15 protein-coding genes are annotated in these 15,708 nt (G+C 65.3%); 10 read left to right on the top strand and 5 right to left on the bottom strand.

Annotated elements, in window-relative coordinates:
- A complete protein-coding gene (locus tag EPO50_RS21815) occupies window positions 1–2,790 on the bottom strand; it encodes an ATP-dependent DNA helicase (protein ID WP_296347439.1) in 2,790 nt (929 codons plus the stop codon).
- Between the two features lie 68 nt (window positions 2,791–2,858).
- On the opposite strand from EPO50_RS21815, the gene EPO50_RS21820 reads away from it, so the two are divergent.
- Window positions 2,859–4,010, top strand: coding sequence for a sterol desaturase family protein (locus EPO50_RS21820; RefSeq protein ID WP_296347441.1), 1,152 nt, complete (start codon window positions 2,859–2,861; stop codon window positions 4,008–4,010).
- On the opposite strand, the gene EPO50_RS21825 is transcribed toward EPO50_RS21820, so the two are convergent.
- Window positions 3,994–5,172: a YbfB/YjiJ family MFS transporter gene (locus tag EPO50_RS21825; protein ID WP_296347444.1), complete on the bottom strand. Its 1,179-nt coding sequence runs from the start codon at window positions 5,170–5,172 to the stop codon at window positions 3,994–3,996. The two genes, EPO50_RS21820 and EPO50_RS21825, sit on opposite strands and share 17 nt — an antisense overlap.
- A 70-nt stretch (window positions 5,173–5,242) precedes the next feature.
- On the opposite strand from EPO50_RS21825, the gene EPO50_RS21830 reads away from it, so the two are divergent.
- The 4 genes from EPO50_RS21830 (at window position 5,243) to EPO50_RS21845 (ending at window position 9,196) form a co-directional block, all read left to right on the top strand.
- Window positions 5,243–6,844 (top strand): lysine--tRNA ligase, encoded by a 1,602-nt coding sequence (locus EPO50_RS21830; protein WP_296347446.1) that lies wholly within the window; start codon window positions 5,243–5,245, stop codon window positions 6,842–6,844.
- Window positions 6,845–6,846: 2 nt separating this feature from the next.
- Window positions 6,847–7,506, top strand: a complete 660-nt coding sequence (locus EPO50_RS21835) for an ureidoglycolate lyase (protein WP_296347447.1) — start codon at window positions 6,847–6,849, stop codon at window positions 7,504–7,506.
- Between the two features lie 89 nt (window positions 7,507–7,595).
- Complete coding sequence (locus tag EPO50_RS21840; RefSeq protein ID WP_296347449.1) at window positions 7,596–8,741, top strand: twin-arginine translocation pathway signal protein; 1,146 nt, start codon at window positions 7,596–7,598, stop codon at window positions 8,739–8,741.
- A complete protein-coding gene (locus EPO50_RS21845; RefSeq protein WP_296347451.1) occupies window positions 8,738–9,196 on the top strand; it encodes a MarR family winged helix-turn-helix transcriptional regulator in 459 nt (152 codons plus the stop codon). Before EPO50_RS21840 ends, EPO50_RS21845 begins: the two co-directional genes overlap by 4 nt.
- Here the strand turns inward: EPO50_RS21845 and EPO50_RS21850 are convergent.
- Window positions 9,153–9,788 carry a TetR/AcrR family transcriptional regulator gene (locus EPO50_RS21850; protein ID WP_296347454.1) on the bottom strand — a complete coding sequence of 212 codons (636 nt, stop codon included), beginning with the start codon at window positions 9,786–9,788 and terminating at the stop codon, window positions 9,153–9,155. The genes EPO50_RS21845 and EPO50_RS21850 overlap by 44 nt on opposite strands.
- A 61-nt stretch (window positions 9,789–9,849) precedes the next feature.
- Between EPO50_RS21850 and EPO50_RS21855 the strand changes: the two genes are divergently transcribed.
- Window positions 9,850–10,803, top strand: coding sequence for an SDR family NAD(P)-dependent oxidoreductase (locus tag EPO50_RS21855; protein ID WP_296347455.1), 954 nt, complete (start codon window positions 9,850–9,852; stop codon window positions 10,801–10,803).
- On the opposite strand, the gene EPO50_RS21860 is transcribed toward EPO50_RS21855, so the two are convergent.
- Window positions 10,758–11,411, bottom strand: coding sequence for a TetR/AcrR family transcriptional regulator (locus EPO50_RS21860; protein WP_296347457.1), 654 nt, complete (start codon window positions 11,409–11,411; stop codon window positions 10,758–10,760). The two genes, EPO50_RS21855 and EPO50_RS21860, sit on opposite strands and share 46 nt — an antisense overlap.
- Before the next feature lie 83 nt (window positions 11,412–11,494).
- Between EPO50_RS21860 and EPO50_RS21865 the strand changes: the two genes are divergently transcribed.
- Complete coding sequence (locus EPO50_RS21865; RefSeq protein ID WP_296347459.1) at window positions 11,495–12,406, top strand: sterol desaturase family protein; 912 nt, start codon at window positions 11,495–11,497, stop codon at window positions 12,404–12,406.
- A gap of 166 nt (window positions 12,407–12,572) precedes the next feature.
- Here EPO50_RS21865 and EPO50_RS21870 read toward each other — a convergent pair whose 3' ends face one another.
- The gene (locus EPO50_RS21870; RefSeq protein ID WP_296347461.1) at window positions 12,573–12,782 is read right to left on the bottom strand and encodes a bacteriocin; all 210 of its coding nucleotides are present in this window, start codon (window positions 12,780–12,782) and stop codon (window positions 12,573–12,575) included.
- A 100-nt stretch (window positions 12,783–12,882) separates the two neighbouring features.
- Here EPO50_RS21870 and EPO50_RS21875 point away from each other — a divergent pair, with 100 nt between their 5' ends.
- The 3 genes from EPO50_RS21875 (at window position 12,883) to EPO50_RS21885 (ending at window position 15,708) form a co-directional block, all read left to right on the top strand.
- Window positions 12,883–13,446 (top strand): hypothetical protein, encoded by a 564-nt coding sequence (locus EPO50_RS21875; protein WP_296347462.1) that lies wholly within the window; start codon window positions 12,883–12,885, stop codon window positions 13,444–13,446.
- Between the two features lie 59 nt (window positions 13,447–13,505).
- On the top strand, window positions 13,506–13,799 hold the full coding sequence (locus EPO50_RS21880; protein ID WP_296347464.1) for a hypothetical protein: 294 nt from the start codon (window positions 13,506–13,508) through the stop codon (window positions 13,797–13,799).
- A 295-nt stretch (window positions 13,800–14,094) separates the two neighbouring features.
- Window positions 14,095–15,708, top strand: a complete 1,614-nt coding sequence (locus EPO50_RS21885) for an NAD(P)/FAD-dependent oxidoreductase (RefSeq protein WP_296347466.1) — start codon at window positions 14,095–14,097, stop codon at window positions 15,706–15,708.

A 15,708-nucleotide genomic window follows, 5' to 3' on the forward strand; every position in this document is an offset into this window, starting at 1 on the left:
TCAACTCCTCTCAAGAAACGCCTTTGTTTGCTCCACGGCTTCCGCAAGGCCTATGCGCTCGACGGCGACGCCAGGCGGGAAGGCACTCAGTAGGCGACTGGGCAAGCGCGAGTCGAGCATCACGAACACGCCGCGATCATCCGCACGACGGATCAGGCGGCCGTAGGCCTGCTTGAGGCGCAATCGGGCCAGCATGTCGTCGTAGGCGTTGGCGCCTGCACCCGCCGCCTTCCAGTAAGCCTTGCGGGCGCGATGCAGGATATCGGGCCGTGGCCACGGCACGCGATCGAACACGATCAGGCGCAGCGAACGGCCCGGCACGTCGACGCCGTCGCGCACGGCATCGGTCCCGAGCAGGCAGGAATGCTCCTCGGCACGAAAGATATCGACCAGGGTGGCTGCATCCATACCACCGACATGCTGGGCGTAGAGAGGCAGGCCCGCTTCTTCGAGTGCCGGTGCAATGCGCTGATGGACAGCGCGCAACCGGCCGATCGCCGTGAAGAGGCCAAGGGCGCCGCCGCCTGCCGCCAGGAAGAGTTCGCGATAGGCTGCAGCCACTTGATCGGAATCGTCGCGCTTCACGTCCTTCACGATCAGGACCTTGGTGGCATTTGCATAGTCGAAGGGCGAGGCCATCGCGGCGCGCATCGCCGGTGCGGCGAGATGCTTCGTACCGGTGCGTGCCTCCGCCACTGTCCAATCGGCCAGACCGCGTGGGTCTTCGTCGTTGGCGGCAGCGGGCACGCCCAGCGAATCGCGCAGGGTCGCCGAGGTGATGACCGCACCATGCGATGGCCGAATCACAGAATTCACGAACGGCTCGGTCGGGTCGAGATAGTGGCGATACATGCCGACATCGATTTCGCGACTCTGGCTGCGCTCGACGGCGAACCAGTCGACGAAGGCCGGATCGGGATCGTTGTGCAGACCGCGCAGCATGGCGCGCCAGGCTTCGAGAGTCAGTTCGCAACGATTGGTGAGTGACCTCGCGACACCTTCGATTCGGGCACGCTGGCCAGAGTCGAGCTTGTCGGCCTCGCCTTCGAGCTTGGCGCGCAGCGCCTGCCGCAGCTTGCGGACCGGCACCAGCATCTTGTCGAGCGCATCTGCCAGTTGATCCGCGGCCTCAATGAGGCCGGGATTGAGCGGCCGCACGTCGCATTCCTGGCCAAAACCTTGATCGTCGCCAGCTGCGCGTGCGCGAACCTGCTGGCGTACAAGTGCCAGGAACTCTTCGGCTGGGCCCAGCACCGTGCCGTCGGCCAGCCGCGTCTGCCAGTTGGGCGAGGGCAGTTGCTGGGTAAGATCGAGCAGGCGGCGCAGCGCTTGTTGCGCTTCGACATCCTCGCCGATCAGGTCGCTCAGCCGGCGTTCCAATCCGCGCGCACGGCTGCCGCGACGGCCCTCGGCCCCCAACAACCAGCGTCGGAGATCGGAGGCCTCGACACCACTAAGATGCGCGCCGAACGCGCCATCGGCCGCATCGAACAGGTGATGACCTTCGTCGAATACGTAGCGCAGCGGCCGCGTGCCATCGTCGAGCCCACCCATCGCCGCCTGGATCATCACCAGCGCATGGTTGGCGATCACGATATCGGCCTGGCGGGCGCGGCGGATGGTGCGTTCGACGAAGCACTTCCGATAGTGCTCGCACGCAGAATAGATGCATTCGCCGCGCCGGTCGGCGAGCCGCTGCACGCGGCTGCGGCCCACGAGATCGAGCAACCAGGCAGGCAAGTCGCCGCCGATCATGTCGCCATCGCGGCTGGCCAGCGCCCAGCGCGCCAGCAGGCCGAGGCCGACGGCGTTCTCGGGCACCAGGCCGGTACGCATCACCGCTTCCTGAAAGTTCAGCAGGCAGAGATAGTTCTCGCGGCCCTTGCGGATCACCACGCGGCGGCGCTTCTCGGCGCTGTCGCGATGCAGGCGGTCGAGTTCGTTGTCGATCTGGCGCTGGAGGTTGCGCGTGTAGGTCGCGATCCAGACCGGCGCGCCGTTCTTCTCCGCCCAGAGGCTCGCGGGCGCGACATAGCCCAAAGTTTTGCCGACACCGGTGCCGGCTTCGACCAGCACGACGTTCGGCTTGTCCTCTTCCGTGCGTGGCGCAAAGGCCTGGCTGGCAGCAGAAGCGTAGTCGCTCTGCGTCGGCCGCGCTTCGGCGATGTTGCTGCCGGCCGAGACGAGCTGGGCGAGACGCAGCCGTGCTTCGCGCGGCTCGACCGGCTCGCTGCCGGGCGGTGGTGCCGGCGGCGGCTCCTCCCATACCGGGAGGCTTTTCCAGACATCGAGGCCAGCGCCGGGTCGCGGTCTCTTCGTGCCCGCGCTTTGGCTGACGCCAAGAGCTGCCAGGACGATATCGCCCCACTCCCACTGGCCTCGCGCCATGGCGAGTGCGGTATCCTTCATCTCGGGTGAGGCGAGGGCTGCCATATCTTCGAGTTCGTCGATCAGGCTACGCGCTACCTCGGGGAGGGCCGTAACCTCTTCTTCCGGCGTTGTCGGGACGTTGAGGTCGAGCGCCTCGCACAGGCCGCGCACCGTCGGCAGGCAGAAATGCGCGGGCCGGACGAAGGCGAAAAGTGCCAGCAGATCACGGGCCTGGATGTCCTCGAGCCCGAGCCGGGCCGCGACGGCGGGGGCATGGCAGACCAGGGGCAAGGTGCCGATGGCGCGCAGATTGGCGTCTCTGCCCGACAGGCGTTCGATCGTGCCGTCGGGTGTGCGCCAGAGCGCGCCGCGCGCCGTGGCGACCAGGGCCGGCCAGGGAGGGAGCGCGGAGGAAGTCACTGGGCGGTGCATAGCACAGCCCAATTGTCCGATGCAGCGACCGTCGGTTGCCCCTAGAATCCCGGCTCATGAAGTCTCCCGCTCTCCTCGGCAGGATCACTGCCGTCTTCCGTCAATCCGGCGCCATGGACAAAGGGAAGGGCAAGGTCACCGGGGTGATCGCCCTGACCTTGGGCGGCCTTGCCGTGCTGGCAGTGCTGGCATTCCATTTCCCGCAGTACCTGACGACGCCCGACCTCCGGAAGAAGTACGACGTCGCCATCCTGCGCGAGATCATGCTGGTCGGCATGGTGATCGCAGGCGGCATGGCGCTCGCCAACCTGATCCGGTTGCGCAATCGCTGGCTGAACGGCACGGCGCTGGCGCTGATCCTGCTCGCCGCGGCGCTGGGCGGGCATCGCGTGCCGGTCGACGACTTCCCCGACAACACGCCCTATGTCGGCCTGGATTGGTTCATCCTCGACCTGCTCGGCTCGAGCATGATCTTCATCCTGATCGAGAAGCTGTTTCCTCTGCATCGCGACCAGCCGGTGTTCCGGCCGGGGTGGCAGACCGACTTCACGCATTTCATCGTGAACCATCTGCTGGTCGGGCTGGCGCTGCTGATCGTGAATTTTGCCATCCATCGGCTGTTCGGCTGGATGGTATGGCCACCCCTGCAGAAGTGGGTGGGCGGGCTGCCGTTCTTCGCCGAGCTGTTCCTGGTCATTCTGGTAGCCGACCTGGTGCAATACTGGACGCACCGCGCCTATCACGAGATTCCCTTCCTCTGGCGCTTCCATGCCGTGCATCACAGTGCCGAGTACATGGACTGGATGGCGGGGTCGCGGCTGCATCTCTTCGAACTGCTGACGACGCGCGTCTCGATCCTGGGCGTGCTCTATGTCCTGGGTTTCAACCAGACCACGACCGACATCTATATCGTGATCGTTGGCTTCCAGGCGGTGTTCAACCACGCCAACGTGCGGGTGCCGATAATCTTCGCCAAGGCGCCGCTTAAATGGCTGATCGTGACACCCGATTTCCATCACTGGCATCACAGTTCGGAGCGCGAGGCGATCGACCGCAACTATGCCGCCCACTTCGCCTTCATCGATTATATCTTCGGCACCGCGGTGAAGTCGGAGCGCCGCTTCCCTGGCAAATACGGCGTGCTGGGTGACTACATGCCGCCGGGCTTCGTGCGCCAGCAGCTCTTCCCCTTCACTTGGAAAGGTTGAGCTGGGAAGGGCTGAGGCGGCGCTGCCGTTCGGCAAGCAGCGAGAGCAGCGCCGCTACCACCAGCGCCGCCGCCGCAACGAGCGATGGCGTCGAGAGACTGCCGGTGGCGTCGTAGACATAGCCCGCGAAGATCGGGCCCAGGATCTGGCCGAGGCTGAAGGAGACAGTCATCAACGCGATGCTGCGGCGGGGATCACCCGTGCTGCCCTCGCGGGCCGCGACCAGGCCGAGCGCCGTCAGGCCCACGAACGTGCCGCCCAGGAAGATCGCCGCGACGACCACACCGGCCGTTTGCACCCAAAGCGCACTGGCCGCCACGCCGATGGCTTCGACGAGGTTGGCCACGACATAGGCGCGCATCACGCCCCACCGGGTGCCGAGGGCGGTCCAGAGCGCCACAGACGGCACGGCGCTCAGGCCCACGACCAGCCAGATATACGGTTCGAGATGGGCGATTGCCGGTGCGCCACGCACCAGATCGACGATGAAGGTGGCCGTGATCACGTAGCCGAAACCGAACAGACCATACGCCACGATCAGCGCGATGAACCCCGGAGAGACCCCAGTCACGCTCTGGGTCCGTACGGTCCGCGGCACCGCCTCGTCGGGTGGTACCAAAGCGGCAACAGCGATGACCGCGGCGAAACAAAGAACGGCGCTGGCAAACCACAGCATCTGCCAGGAGGCGTGCGCCATTAGCAGCGTTGCTACCAGGATTGCAGAAAGCGCAATGCCGCTGCCGACGCCCGCGAAGTGCACGGCGGAGAGCGAGGCGCGGCCGGCGGCCGCGAGCCGATCGAGCACCAGGGCCGAGCTGAAGATCAGGACAAAGGCGCTGGCGGCACCGGCGATCAGCCGCAGCGCGATGAAGGGCGGCATGGTCGTGGCCGCGCCCATACCGGCGAGGCAGATCGCGTTGACGGCGAGTGCCGCCAGCAGCCAGGTCCGGCGCGAACCGGGAAGCCGCAACGCTCCCAGCAGGGCGCCTGCGAGATAGCCGATGAAGTTGGCCGAGGCGATCAGGCCGGCCTGGCCCTTGGTGAGCTGCAGCGCTTCGACCATCGGCGGCAGGATCGGCGTGTAGACGAAGCGTCCGATGCCGAGGCCGGCCGCCATCGCCAGAAGGCCGCCGATTGCGAGCAGGAGAGGGCGTTTTTTCATTGCAGGCGCGGCACTTTGGGCGCTTCGCGCGATTGACGCAAATGGCCCCCGCACCTAGTTTGACCAATCCATGTCTCAGATTGATCGTACCCTCGCCGAGGCCGCGCGCGCGTGGCCGTTTGAAGAAGCCCGCAAGCTCGTCGCCCGCGTTGGCGGCAAAACGCCGGCGAAAGGCTACGTGCTGCTCGAGACCGGCTACGGTCCGTCGGGGCTCCCGCATATCGGCACGTTCGGCGAGGTCGTGCGCACCACGATGGTGCGCCAGGCGTTCCGGCGCCTCAGCGACGTGCCGGCGCGGCTGTTCTGCTTCTCCGACGACATGGACGGGCTGCGCAAGGTGCCCGACAACGTGCCGAACAAGGAGATGTTGGCGCAGCATCTCGGTAAGCCGCTCACGGCGGTGCCGGATCCGTTCAGCAACGAGCATCCGAGCTTCGGCGCGGCCAATAACGCGCGCCTGCGCGCCTTCCTCGATTCCTTCGGCTTCGAATACGAGTTCCAGTCGGCCACCGATTGGTACAAGTCCGGCCGCTTCGACAAGATGCTGCTGACCATGCTGCAGCATTACGACGAGGTGCAGGCGGTGATGCTGCCGACACTCGGCGAGGAGCGTCGCGCGACCTACTCGATCTTCCTGCCGATCTCGCCCAAGACCGGCCGCGTCCTGCAGGTGCCGTTAGTCAAGGTCGATGCCGATGCCGGCACGATCGTCTACCACGACGAGGACGGTTCCTTGGTCGAGACGCCGGTCACCGGCGGCAACGTCAAGCTGCAGTGGAAGGCCGATTGGGCCGGCCGCTGGTTTGCGCTCGACGTCGACTACGAGATGTTCGGCAAGGATCTCATCCCCTCGGCTGAGCTCTCGGCCAAGATCGTGAAGATCCTGGGCGGCAAGCCGCCGGAAGGTTTCAATTACGAGCTCTTCCTCGACGAAGAGGGCAAGAAGATCTCCAAGTCCAAGGGCAACGGGCTCTCGGTCGAGGAGTGGCTGCGCTATGCGCCGCCGGAATCGCTGGCGCTCTACATGCAGCAGCAGCCGCGACGCGCCAAGCGCCTCTACTTCGACGTGATCCCGCGTGCCGTCGACGACTACCTTTCCGCCGTCGAGAAGTTGCCGGCCGATGAACCCGCCAAGGCGCTGGAGAATCCCGCCTGGCACATTCACAACGGCACGGCGCCGACCAATTCGGCCGCCGGCGTTACCTTCGGCATGCTGCTGAATCTTGCCGGTGTGGCGAATACCGAAGACAAGAACGTGCTGTGGCAATACCTGCGCCGTTATGTGCCGGGCGCGACGCCGGAGAATGCGCCGTATCTCGACCGGCTGTTGGCCGGTGCGGTCGCCTACTACCAGGACTTCGTCAAGGCTTCGAAGAAGTTCCGCCTGCCCAACGACAAGGAGCGCGCGGCGCTGCAGGATCTTGCCGCGACTCTACGGAAGATCGATGAGACGGCGACAGCCGAGGTCATCCAGGACGAGGTCTACGAGGCAGGCAAGCGGCACTTCGCCAAGGAAGAGCTGCGTCAGTGGTTCAAGGCCCTCTACGAGGTGCTGCTGGGCAGCGAGCAGGGGCCGCGCATGGGCGCGTTCATCAAGCTCTACGGTCGCGACAATGTCGTGAAGCTGATCGAACGCGCGCTCGCCGGCGAGGATCTGGGCAAGGCGGCCTGAGCGTGTCCGATACCGTCGTCATCGACTACCTCAATCCGGATGTTCCATCAGGGCTGCGTCTCCTCGATGTGCCGCTGGTGCGTGCCGATGCGAAGTCGCTCAAAGGGTATGGCGAGGTCGTGCGCGATCCTAAGAAGCACCGGATCGAGATCGTACCCTGGCCGCTGACTGGCTGGCGGCGGCTCGATGCCGGCACTGGCATAGAAGGCGGTACGACCGAAGGCACCTTCGCCTGCGAATGGCGGGGCAACGAGCTGATCGGCCGCAACGAGGCGGTGGGTGGCCATTATGTCATTGGCTTCCGCGATCTACCGGAAACGGCGCGGCCCGGCGTGAAGCTGAGCGAAGGGCGCGTGCTCCTGTGGCATTGCAACTATCATCCGGACGGCGGCCAGCTCTTCTGGCCGCTCGATGGCCGGCCGTTCGTGGTGCCGGTGTCGCTGCCGGGCGACGATCTGAAGCCCGAAGCGTTCAAGGCCTTCTGGTCGGATGGCAGCTTCGGCATCTACATCAATCCCGGCGTCTGGCACGAAGGCGTGTTTCCGGTGAACCCGACAGGCCGCTTCTTCGACAAGCAGGGCAAGGTGCATGCGCGCGTGAGCTGCGACCTCGCCCGTGAGTTCGGCGTGCTGTTGGCCGTGCCGCTTCCCCACAGCCTCTAGAACGACAGCCATCGGCGCTTCTTTTGTGCTTGTCTATTTATATTCCAAGGAATATATTAATATTCCTTGGAATATTTAGAGGGTTTTTCATGGCTCTTTCACGCAAGGCTCTCCTCCGAGTGCTGGGCGGTGGTGTCGTGGTCGCGGCGGGAGCCGTCGTGGGGATCCCACGGCTGGACGCCATGCCGGCCAGCGCGATCGAAGGCTGGGCTGGTCCCGGACCGTCGGATACCGACCCGCGGCGGCGCGCTTTGGCTTGGGCGCTGCTGGCGCCCAATCCGCACAATCTGCAATCCTGGGCGGTCGACCTCTCTCAGCCCGATACGATCCTGCTCCATGTCGACGGCAGGCGACTGCTGCCCGCGACCGACCCGTTCTCGCGCCAGATCCTGATCGGCCATGGTTGTTTCCTCGAGATCCTGACGATGGCAGCGGCGGCCGAGGGCTGGCGCGCCGACGTTTCGATCTTCCCTGCGGGCGAGTGGTCGCTGGACAGGCCGGTCGCGCGCATCGTCTTCACGCGGCAATACGGCATTGCGGTCGATCCGCTGTTTGCCGAGGTGCCGCGCCGGCGCACCGTGAAGACCAAGTTCGAGGCAAGGCCGCTCGATCCCGCGCATCGCGCTGCGCTGCTTGCGGCTCACACCGCGACCGCACTGCCGCTGTCGATCGTCGACGAGGCAGACAAGGTCGAGCGCCTGCGGGCGCTCGCCATCGCTGGTTCTGAGCTCGAGATGAACACGTATCTCACCCACAAGGAGAGCATCGACGTTGTGCGCATCGGCGCTGCCGAGATCGCGGCCCACCGCGATGGCATTGCGCTGAAGGGACCGATGATCTGGGCGCTGCGCCAAGCCGGGCAAATGACGCCCGAGAAGGCGATGACTCCCGGCACACTCGCCTGGAGCGGCGGCCGCGACTATGCCCTGGCAGGCTATGCCAGCGCGCGGGCCTTCGGATGGATCGCCAGCGCCGACAATACGCGCGCTACGCAAATCGCCGTCGGCCGCGCCTTCGTGCGTCTGCAGCTCAAGGCGACGTCGCTCGGCGTGGCATTGCAACCGCACAGCCAGACCCTGCAGGAATATCCCGAGATGGCCGAGCTACGCAGGGCCATGCACAAAGAAACCGATGTAGCAGGCGACGCCACGCTGCAGATGCTCTTCCGGCTGGGCTATGCTGCCGATCCCGGCCCGTCGCCAAGACGGGCGCTGCAGAGCTTCCTGGCCGCATGACAGAACCGCCGCTTGCCTTTCGCATCGTCAACTGGATCGCCATCATCGACCAGTTGACCACGACCGAGGGCAACCGCCTCCTGAAGCCGCTCGGTTTGCCGCTGCCGCAGCTCGTGGTGCTGAACCACTTCAGCCATCGCCCGGACGAAGCCAAGACCGTGACGTCGATCGCCCGCGCGCTGCAACAACCGCAGCCGGGCGTCACCAAGACGGTGCAGAAGATGGTGGCGCTGGGCTTCCTGCGCGAACGCAGCAACGGCGCTGACGGACGCTCCAAGTTTTTGGTTCTTACACCGGCCGGGCTTGCCAAGCATCGCGCCGCAGTGGCGGCGCTGACACCGTGGACCCAGCGTGCCTTCGCGGACTGGTCGGAGAAGGACCAGCGTACGCTGTTTGCGATGCTCGACCGCCTCAAGATCTGGTTCGACCGGGATCGAGACCAGCCGCGGCCATGAAGACGCCGGCCAGCGCCGACGCGGCCTCGGGTTGCTCGAGCGCTGCGGCGTCCTGCGCCAGCATCTCCCAGACAGTGCCTTCGACGGCGGCCATCGCGACGGCAAGACGTGCGACATCCGGCACGCCCTCGGCCAGGGGCGCCAGCTTGGCCCGGAACGCCGGCGCATAGCTCCGCGCCTCCTCAATGATGGCCTGGCGGCCCTGTACCTCGGGCAGCGCATCGCGCAGCGCCAGCGACAGATCGAGGCTGGTACGCTTCTCGGTGAGGAACGCGGCCATGGCACGACCGATCGCTTCCTTGAGATTCGCTGCGCCCGCAAGGTCGACACCGATCGCGGCCGACATGAGCTTGCGCGTGCGGCGGCGCACGATCTCGACGGCGACTGCGGCGCGGTTGGGGAAGTACTGGTAGAGCGAGCCGACCGATACGCCCGCCAGCTCCGCCACCTTCGTGGTGGTGCAAGCGGTCCATCCGCCCTCGCGCAAAATGCGAATCGCGGCCTCGACGATGGCGTCCACGGTCGCGGTGGAACGATCCTGCGATGGCTTCTTGCGCGGCTTCAACGCGCTCGGCACGGCGGCGGCTCCCATGCGAATGGACGATGGTAGGGGCTGCTCCCATCTTCGACTGAGATCAGCCGGAGTCAAAGCCATGTCGTCGATCGTCCATCTTGTTACCGGCGCTACCTCGGGCGTTGGCCTCGAGCTCGCCCGGGCGCTGCTCGCCGACTCCTCGCATCGCCTGATCGTCGGGGCTCGCCGTCCGGCGGCTGCAACGACGCTGCGCGCACTGGCCGGCCCGGACCGGCTCGCCATATTGCCACTGGACCTCGCTTCGCTGGCCTCGACCCATGCCTTTGCCGATCTCGTCGAAGCCCGGCTCGCCGATACGCCGCTGGCGTCGCTCGCTGCCAATGCAGGCCTGCAGATCGTGGGCCCGCGACGCCTGACCACGGATGGCTACGAGGAAACCTTTCAGGCCAACTGGCTCGCGCACGCCGTGCTGATCGACCGGCTGCGACCGTCGATGGCGCCTCGGGCGCCAGTGGCGATCACCGCCAGCGGCACGCACGATCCAGCGGATGTCGGCGCCCGCCGCTTCGGCTTTCGCGGTGGCATCTATGTCGGCATCGATCGCGTCGCGCACGGCGATCTCGATGCGGCAGTGCCGGTCAAGCAGCAAGGCATGGACCGCTATGCCACCTCCAAGCTCTGCGCGATTCTCGACGTCTACGCGCTGGCCCGACGCGGGCTGCCGGAAGGGCCGCGCTTCTTTGCCTTCGATCCCGGTCTCATGCCAGGCACGGGCCTGGCGCGCGAGCGGTCGACCGTCGAGCGCTGGGCCTGGTCGAACCTGATGCCGCTGCTGGCGCACGTCATGCCGGGCGCCAGCACGCCGCACCGTTCGGCCGCCGCCTACGCCCAGCTCTTGACCGGTCGCGTCTTCGCGCACGAGACGGGTGTCCATCTCGACTTCACGCTGGCCGCGACGTCGAGTTCTCCCGATTCCCATCGCGTCGACTGGCAGGACGAGGTGGCCGACTTCGCCCGCGGCGTGGCTCAGGCCTCACGCTCCACCGCCGACCGCGTGACGGCATCGAGGTAGGCCGTCACCAGACGCACGATTTCATCCTCGAACGCGCGGCTTCTGAAAAAGGGCTGCTCTTCAAGCACCGCGGCGCGGATGGTGCCCATCATGCTGCGTGACAGCACGAACACCTGCTCTGGCGAAAGCGTGGCCAGCATCGGCTTCGGTCCGCGGCCGACCTGCTCACTGGCGTGGGCGATAAAGGCTGCCAGAGGCGCCATCGTCTCCAAGCCGCGTCCTTGCGCCAGGATTGCCTGCAGCACGGCCTTGCGGGCGCGCTGGCGTCCGCGAAAGGCATTCACGATCGCACGCACCATGGCGCGTACACGGCCCTCGACTAAGGGATGGGCTTCGGCCTGGAGCGCACGGCCGACATCGCTCAACGCCAGTTCGAGTTCCTGCTGAGCCAGGGCGAGCAGGATCGCGGTCTTGTCGCCGAAATACTGGTAGAGCGTGCCGACACTGACGCCTGCGCGCTCAGCGACGGCGTTGGTCGTAAAGGCGCTGAGCCCGCCGGCTTCCAAAACCTGAGCCGCTGCCTCCAGAATTGCAGCCACTGTCTCGGTCGCGCGTGCCTGACGCGGAATTCGGCGTTTGTTTCCAACGGATTGGCGGCGTGTGGCCATGGCGTTGCTCCGACAGAAAAGGCGAGTCTAAGAATGTGAGCATTGCTCATATTCTTGGGACTGCAAAGCCTCTGGAGCGCTTCATGGATCAGCTCGCTTCGCTCTATTTCGTCATTCTGCCGGTGGTGATTGGCGCTGCTCTGGTCGAAGGGCTGGTCCTGTCGAAGAGGCGGGCAGAACGCTACGACTGGAAGAGCTGGGCCTGCTCGCTGGCCGACCTTGGCGGCCGTCGACTGCTGGCGCTTATTCCCTATACCTTCGCGGCACCCTGGCTCGACTGGGTCTGGGAGCATCGCCTGTTCACGCAGTCGCTCGACGACATAGGGTCGGTGCTGCTGCTCTTCCTCGGGCTGGAATTCTTCTACTACTGGTATCACCGCACCAGTCACACCGTGCGATGGTTCTGGACGTCTCACTCGGTGCATCACTCACCGAACCAGCTCAACCTTTCCGCAGCTTACCGTCTAGGCTGGTTCGGCAAGTTCACGGGGACGTCGCTCTTCTTCACGCCGCTGGTCCTGCTGGGCTTCACGCCGGTCACGGTGTTGACGGCGCTGTTCCTCAATCTGCTCTACCAGTTCTGGCTGCATGCCGACTGGGTCCCGCGGCTCGGCTGGCTGGAATATGTGCTGAACACGCCGTCCAGCCACCGCGTCCATCACGCCCGCAATCCCGAGTATCTCGATGCCAACTACGGTGGTGTGCTGATCGTCTTCGATCGGCTGTTCGGCACCTACGTCGCGGAGCGCAAGGATCTGCCCTGCGACTTCGGCCTGGTTTCGCCCGCGGTGTCTTCGCGCAATCCCTTCCTGATCAACGTGCATCCGTGGATCGGGCTTGCACAGGATCTCGCCTCCGCGCGCTCACCCAACGAGGCTTGGATGTATCTGTTTGGTCCGCCCGGCTGGCGGCCCGACGGCAAAGGCCTGACAACGGCCGAGATCAAGAAGCGAGCGGATTTGGCGGCTGGGCAAAGCACGCTTTCACCGGCCTAGGCACGCGGTGCCGGCATGCCTGGAGACTGGGTGGTGCAGAGGGGTGGGCAAAAAAGAAGGGGCGCGGACCTTGCGATCCGCGCCCCTCTCGCTCGCCTAAGCACGCAATCGGGCCGTGTGGTGGGTGGGTGGGAGGACCGGGCGCGCGCCTAGACTTGCTCCTGAATTATCGCCGGGGTGCCGTCGCGGCACCGACGCCAGCGCCAACGGCGCCGCCGACCAGTGCGCCTGGCAGTAGGCCGATGGGCGTCAAGGCGCCGATGAGGGCACCCGTACCTGCGCCAATTCCGCCGCCGGTGACGGCTCGTTGGCCCCAAGTCTCACCGCAGGCGGCAAGGCCAAAGGCCATGGCGGAAAGGGCGATGAATTTCAGCATACTCTCAAACTCCCAGTGACGTGACTTGGCGGGAACATGGCCCCACCGCTTCGCGTTCGATTAGACACGCTAACGACCTTCAGGGTGGAAAGTTTCACAAATGCGGTCCTGGCGCTGTGTCCTTCCTGTGACCCTGATGCTTGCGGCCGCCCTTCCCGGGCAGGCGCAGACCGTCGGCGGCGCCGATTATGCGCCGCAATACGATTTTTCGGAGTTCTGGGCCGCCACGGACGGCCGGCGGTTTCAGGTCGTCATGGCCGGGAATCCCTTCCCGGCGCTGCCAATAGGGGAGGTGAAACACCACCTGCTGCCGGTGATGCAGGCGAACAAGCCCCGTCCCAACCTTACCTTCACCTACGAGACGCCACCCGAGGAGGTCAGGCCGAGCTATCGGCTGGCGCTCGTGTTCGACCCGGCCAACGATCTGACGGCCGCGCGCGTCTGTTCCGGCCAGACTTTCCTGAAACCGCCGACGCCGGGCCGCTTCTATGTCTTCGGCGTCTATTGCCGCGACGATCTCGCTTTGTCGCAAACGACCGCCTGGACCCAGGCGGCGGGGCCTGACGATCCGCGGCTGGGTCCACTGTTTGCCCAACTCTTTCTCGTTCTGTTCGACGACCGGCGCTGGCGCCGCTTCCCCTTCGACCCCCGGTTTGGCCGTTAGGGCAGCTTGGCCACAGGTTCAGGATGTGGCACTGCTCCCGCCCTCGGGGGGAGAAGCCGGTGAATCAGGATCTCGAAGTCTGGTTGATGTTTCTGCCATTCTGGCTGCTGGGAACGGTCGCAATCCTGGCGGCCCTCTGGCATGGCCTGCGATTTGTCGTGGTGCACGCCCGTGCCCATGCTGCAGGCCACGTTCCCAAATTCTCGCTGACTCGCAGGCTGCAGTGGCACGAATTGACCGACGACGGTCGGCACCACCTCAAGCGGGCTTTCCTGAGCTTCTTTATCTTCTTCGGGCTAACTGCCCTTGGCATCGCGTGTGTTGCGGCCTGGGCATTCTGGCACCACGGCTGAGAGCCGGCCCTTACTCGGCAGTCAGGGCAACGACCTCATAGTTGCTGGACGGGGCGATCTGGATCACCGGATCGCAGGCATTCACGAGCATAACCAGCACGCCGAGGGATGTAAGAACGCGGAGGAACATGGGGAAAACCCTCCTCTGCTCGACAAACGCCGCCCGCCATCGTCCGGTTGCCCGCCATTTGGCAATGTTCTGCCCTTTTGCAGGTCGGCAGGGAACGCTCAGTGGGTTCTGCCCTGTCGCCATGGCGGCCTGTATGCTGGGGCCAAATCTAAGGAGGAAGCCCCCATGACCGCCGACATCGAGCGCTGGGACGTCATCATCATCGGCGCGGGCCTTTCAGGCATGTACCAGCTCCTGAAGCTGCGCCAGCTCGGCTTCAAGGCGCATGTCTACGAGGCCGGCGGCGGTGTCGGTGGCACCTGGTACTGGAACCGCTATCCAGGTGCGCGCTTCGACTCGGAGAGCTGGACCTATGGCTACTCTTTCTCATCCGAGGTGCTGAAAGAGTGGAACTGGAAGGAGCATTTCTCCGGCCAGCCCGAGAACCTGCGCTACTGCGAGTTCGTTGCCGACAAGTTCGACCTGCGTCGCGACATCACCTTCAACACGCGCGTGAAGTCCGCGCACTGGGACGAGGCCGCCAACGAGTGGGAAGCCACGTTCGAGGACGGCAAGCGCGCCCGCGCCCGCTTCCTGGTGACGGCCATCGGGCCGCTCTCGTCGCCGACCATGCCGGTGATCCCCGGCGTCGAGGATTTCAAGGGCGAGTCCTGGCACACCGGCCTGTGGCCGCATCGTCCCGTGACCTTCGCCGGCAAGCGCGTGGCGGTGATCGGCACCGGCGCTTCGGGTGTGCAGGCCATCACAGAGATCGCCAAGACGGTGGGCCATCTCACCGTATTTCAGCGTACGCCCAACTGGTGCACGCCGCTGCGCAACAGCGCCATCGCGCCGGAGGAGATGGAGAAGATCCGCGGCCGCTACGATGAGATCTTCGCGCAGTGCCGCGACAACTGGGGCTGCTTCATTCACACCGCCGACCCACGCCATGCCACTGAGGTTACGCCCGAGGAGCGCGATGCGTTCTTCGAGGAACTTTACAACATGCCGGGTTTCGCCTTCTGGCAGGGCAACTTCCGTGACGTGCTGATGGACCAGAAGGCCAACGACGCGCTCACCCAGTTCGTGATCAAGAAGATCCGGGCCCGGTTAAAGGATCAGAAGCTCGCCGACAAGCTGATCCCGACCAACCACGGCTACGGCACCCGCCGCGTGCCGCTCGAGAGCGGCTACTTCGAGGTCTACAACCAGCCCAACGTGAAGCTCGTCGATCTGCGCGAGACGCCGATCGAGCGCATCACGGAAAAGGGGCTCAAGACGAGTGATGCCGAGTACGAGTTCGACATGATCATCTACGCGACCGGCTTCGATGCCATCACCGGCGCGTTCGATCGCATCGACTTCCGCGGCCGCAATGGCGAGAAGCTCCGGGACAAGTGGGCCGACGGCCCGCACACCTATCTCGGCATGAACGTCGCGGGCTTCCCCAACATGCTGACCCTGGTCGGTCCGCACAATGCCGCGACCTTCTGCAACCTGCCGCGCTGCATCGAGCAGAACGTCGAATTCGTGAGCGATCTTCTGGAGCACATGCGCGACAAGGGGCTGACGCGCATCGAGGCGACGCCGGATGCCGAGGAGACCTGGACGGCGCATGTCCATGACACCGCGTCACGATTGCTGCTGACGAAAGTCGATTCGTGGATGACTGGCGTGAACAAGAATGTCGCCGGCCGTCAGAAGCGCACCTTCATGGCCTATGCCGGCGGCGCGCCGAAGTATCGCCAGAAGTGCGAGGAGATCGTGGCGAACGGCTACGAAGGCTTCGCGCTGACCTAG

Origin of the sequence: Reyranella sp. (assembly GCF_004297405.1) — a bacterium.
In the GTDB taxonomy this organism is placed as follows: Bacteria; Pseudomonadota; Alphaproteobacteria; order Reyranellales; family Reyranellaceae; genus Reyranella.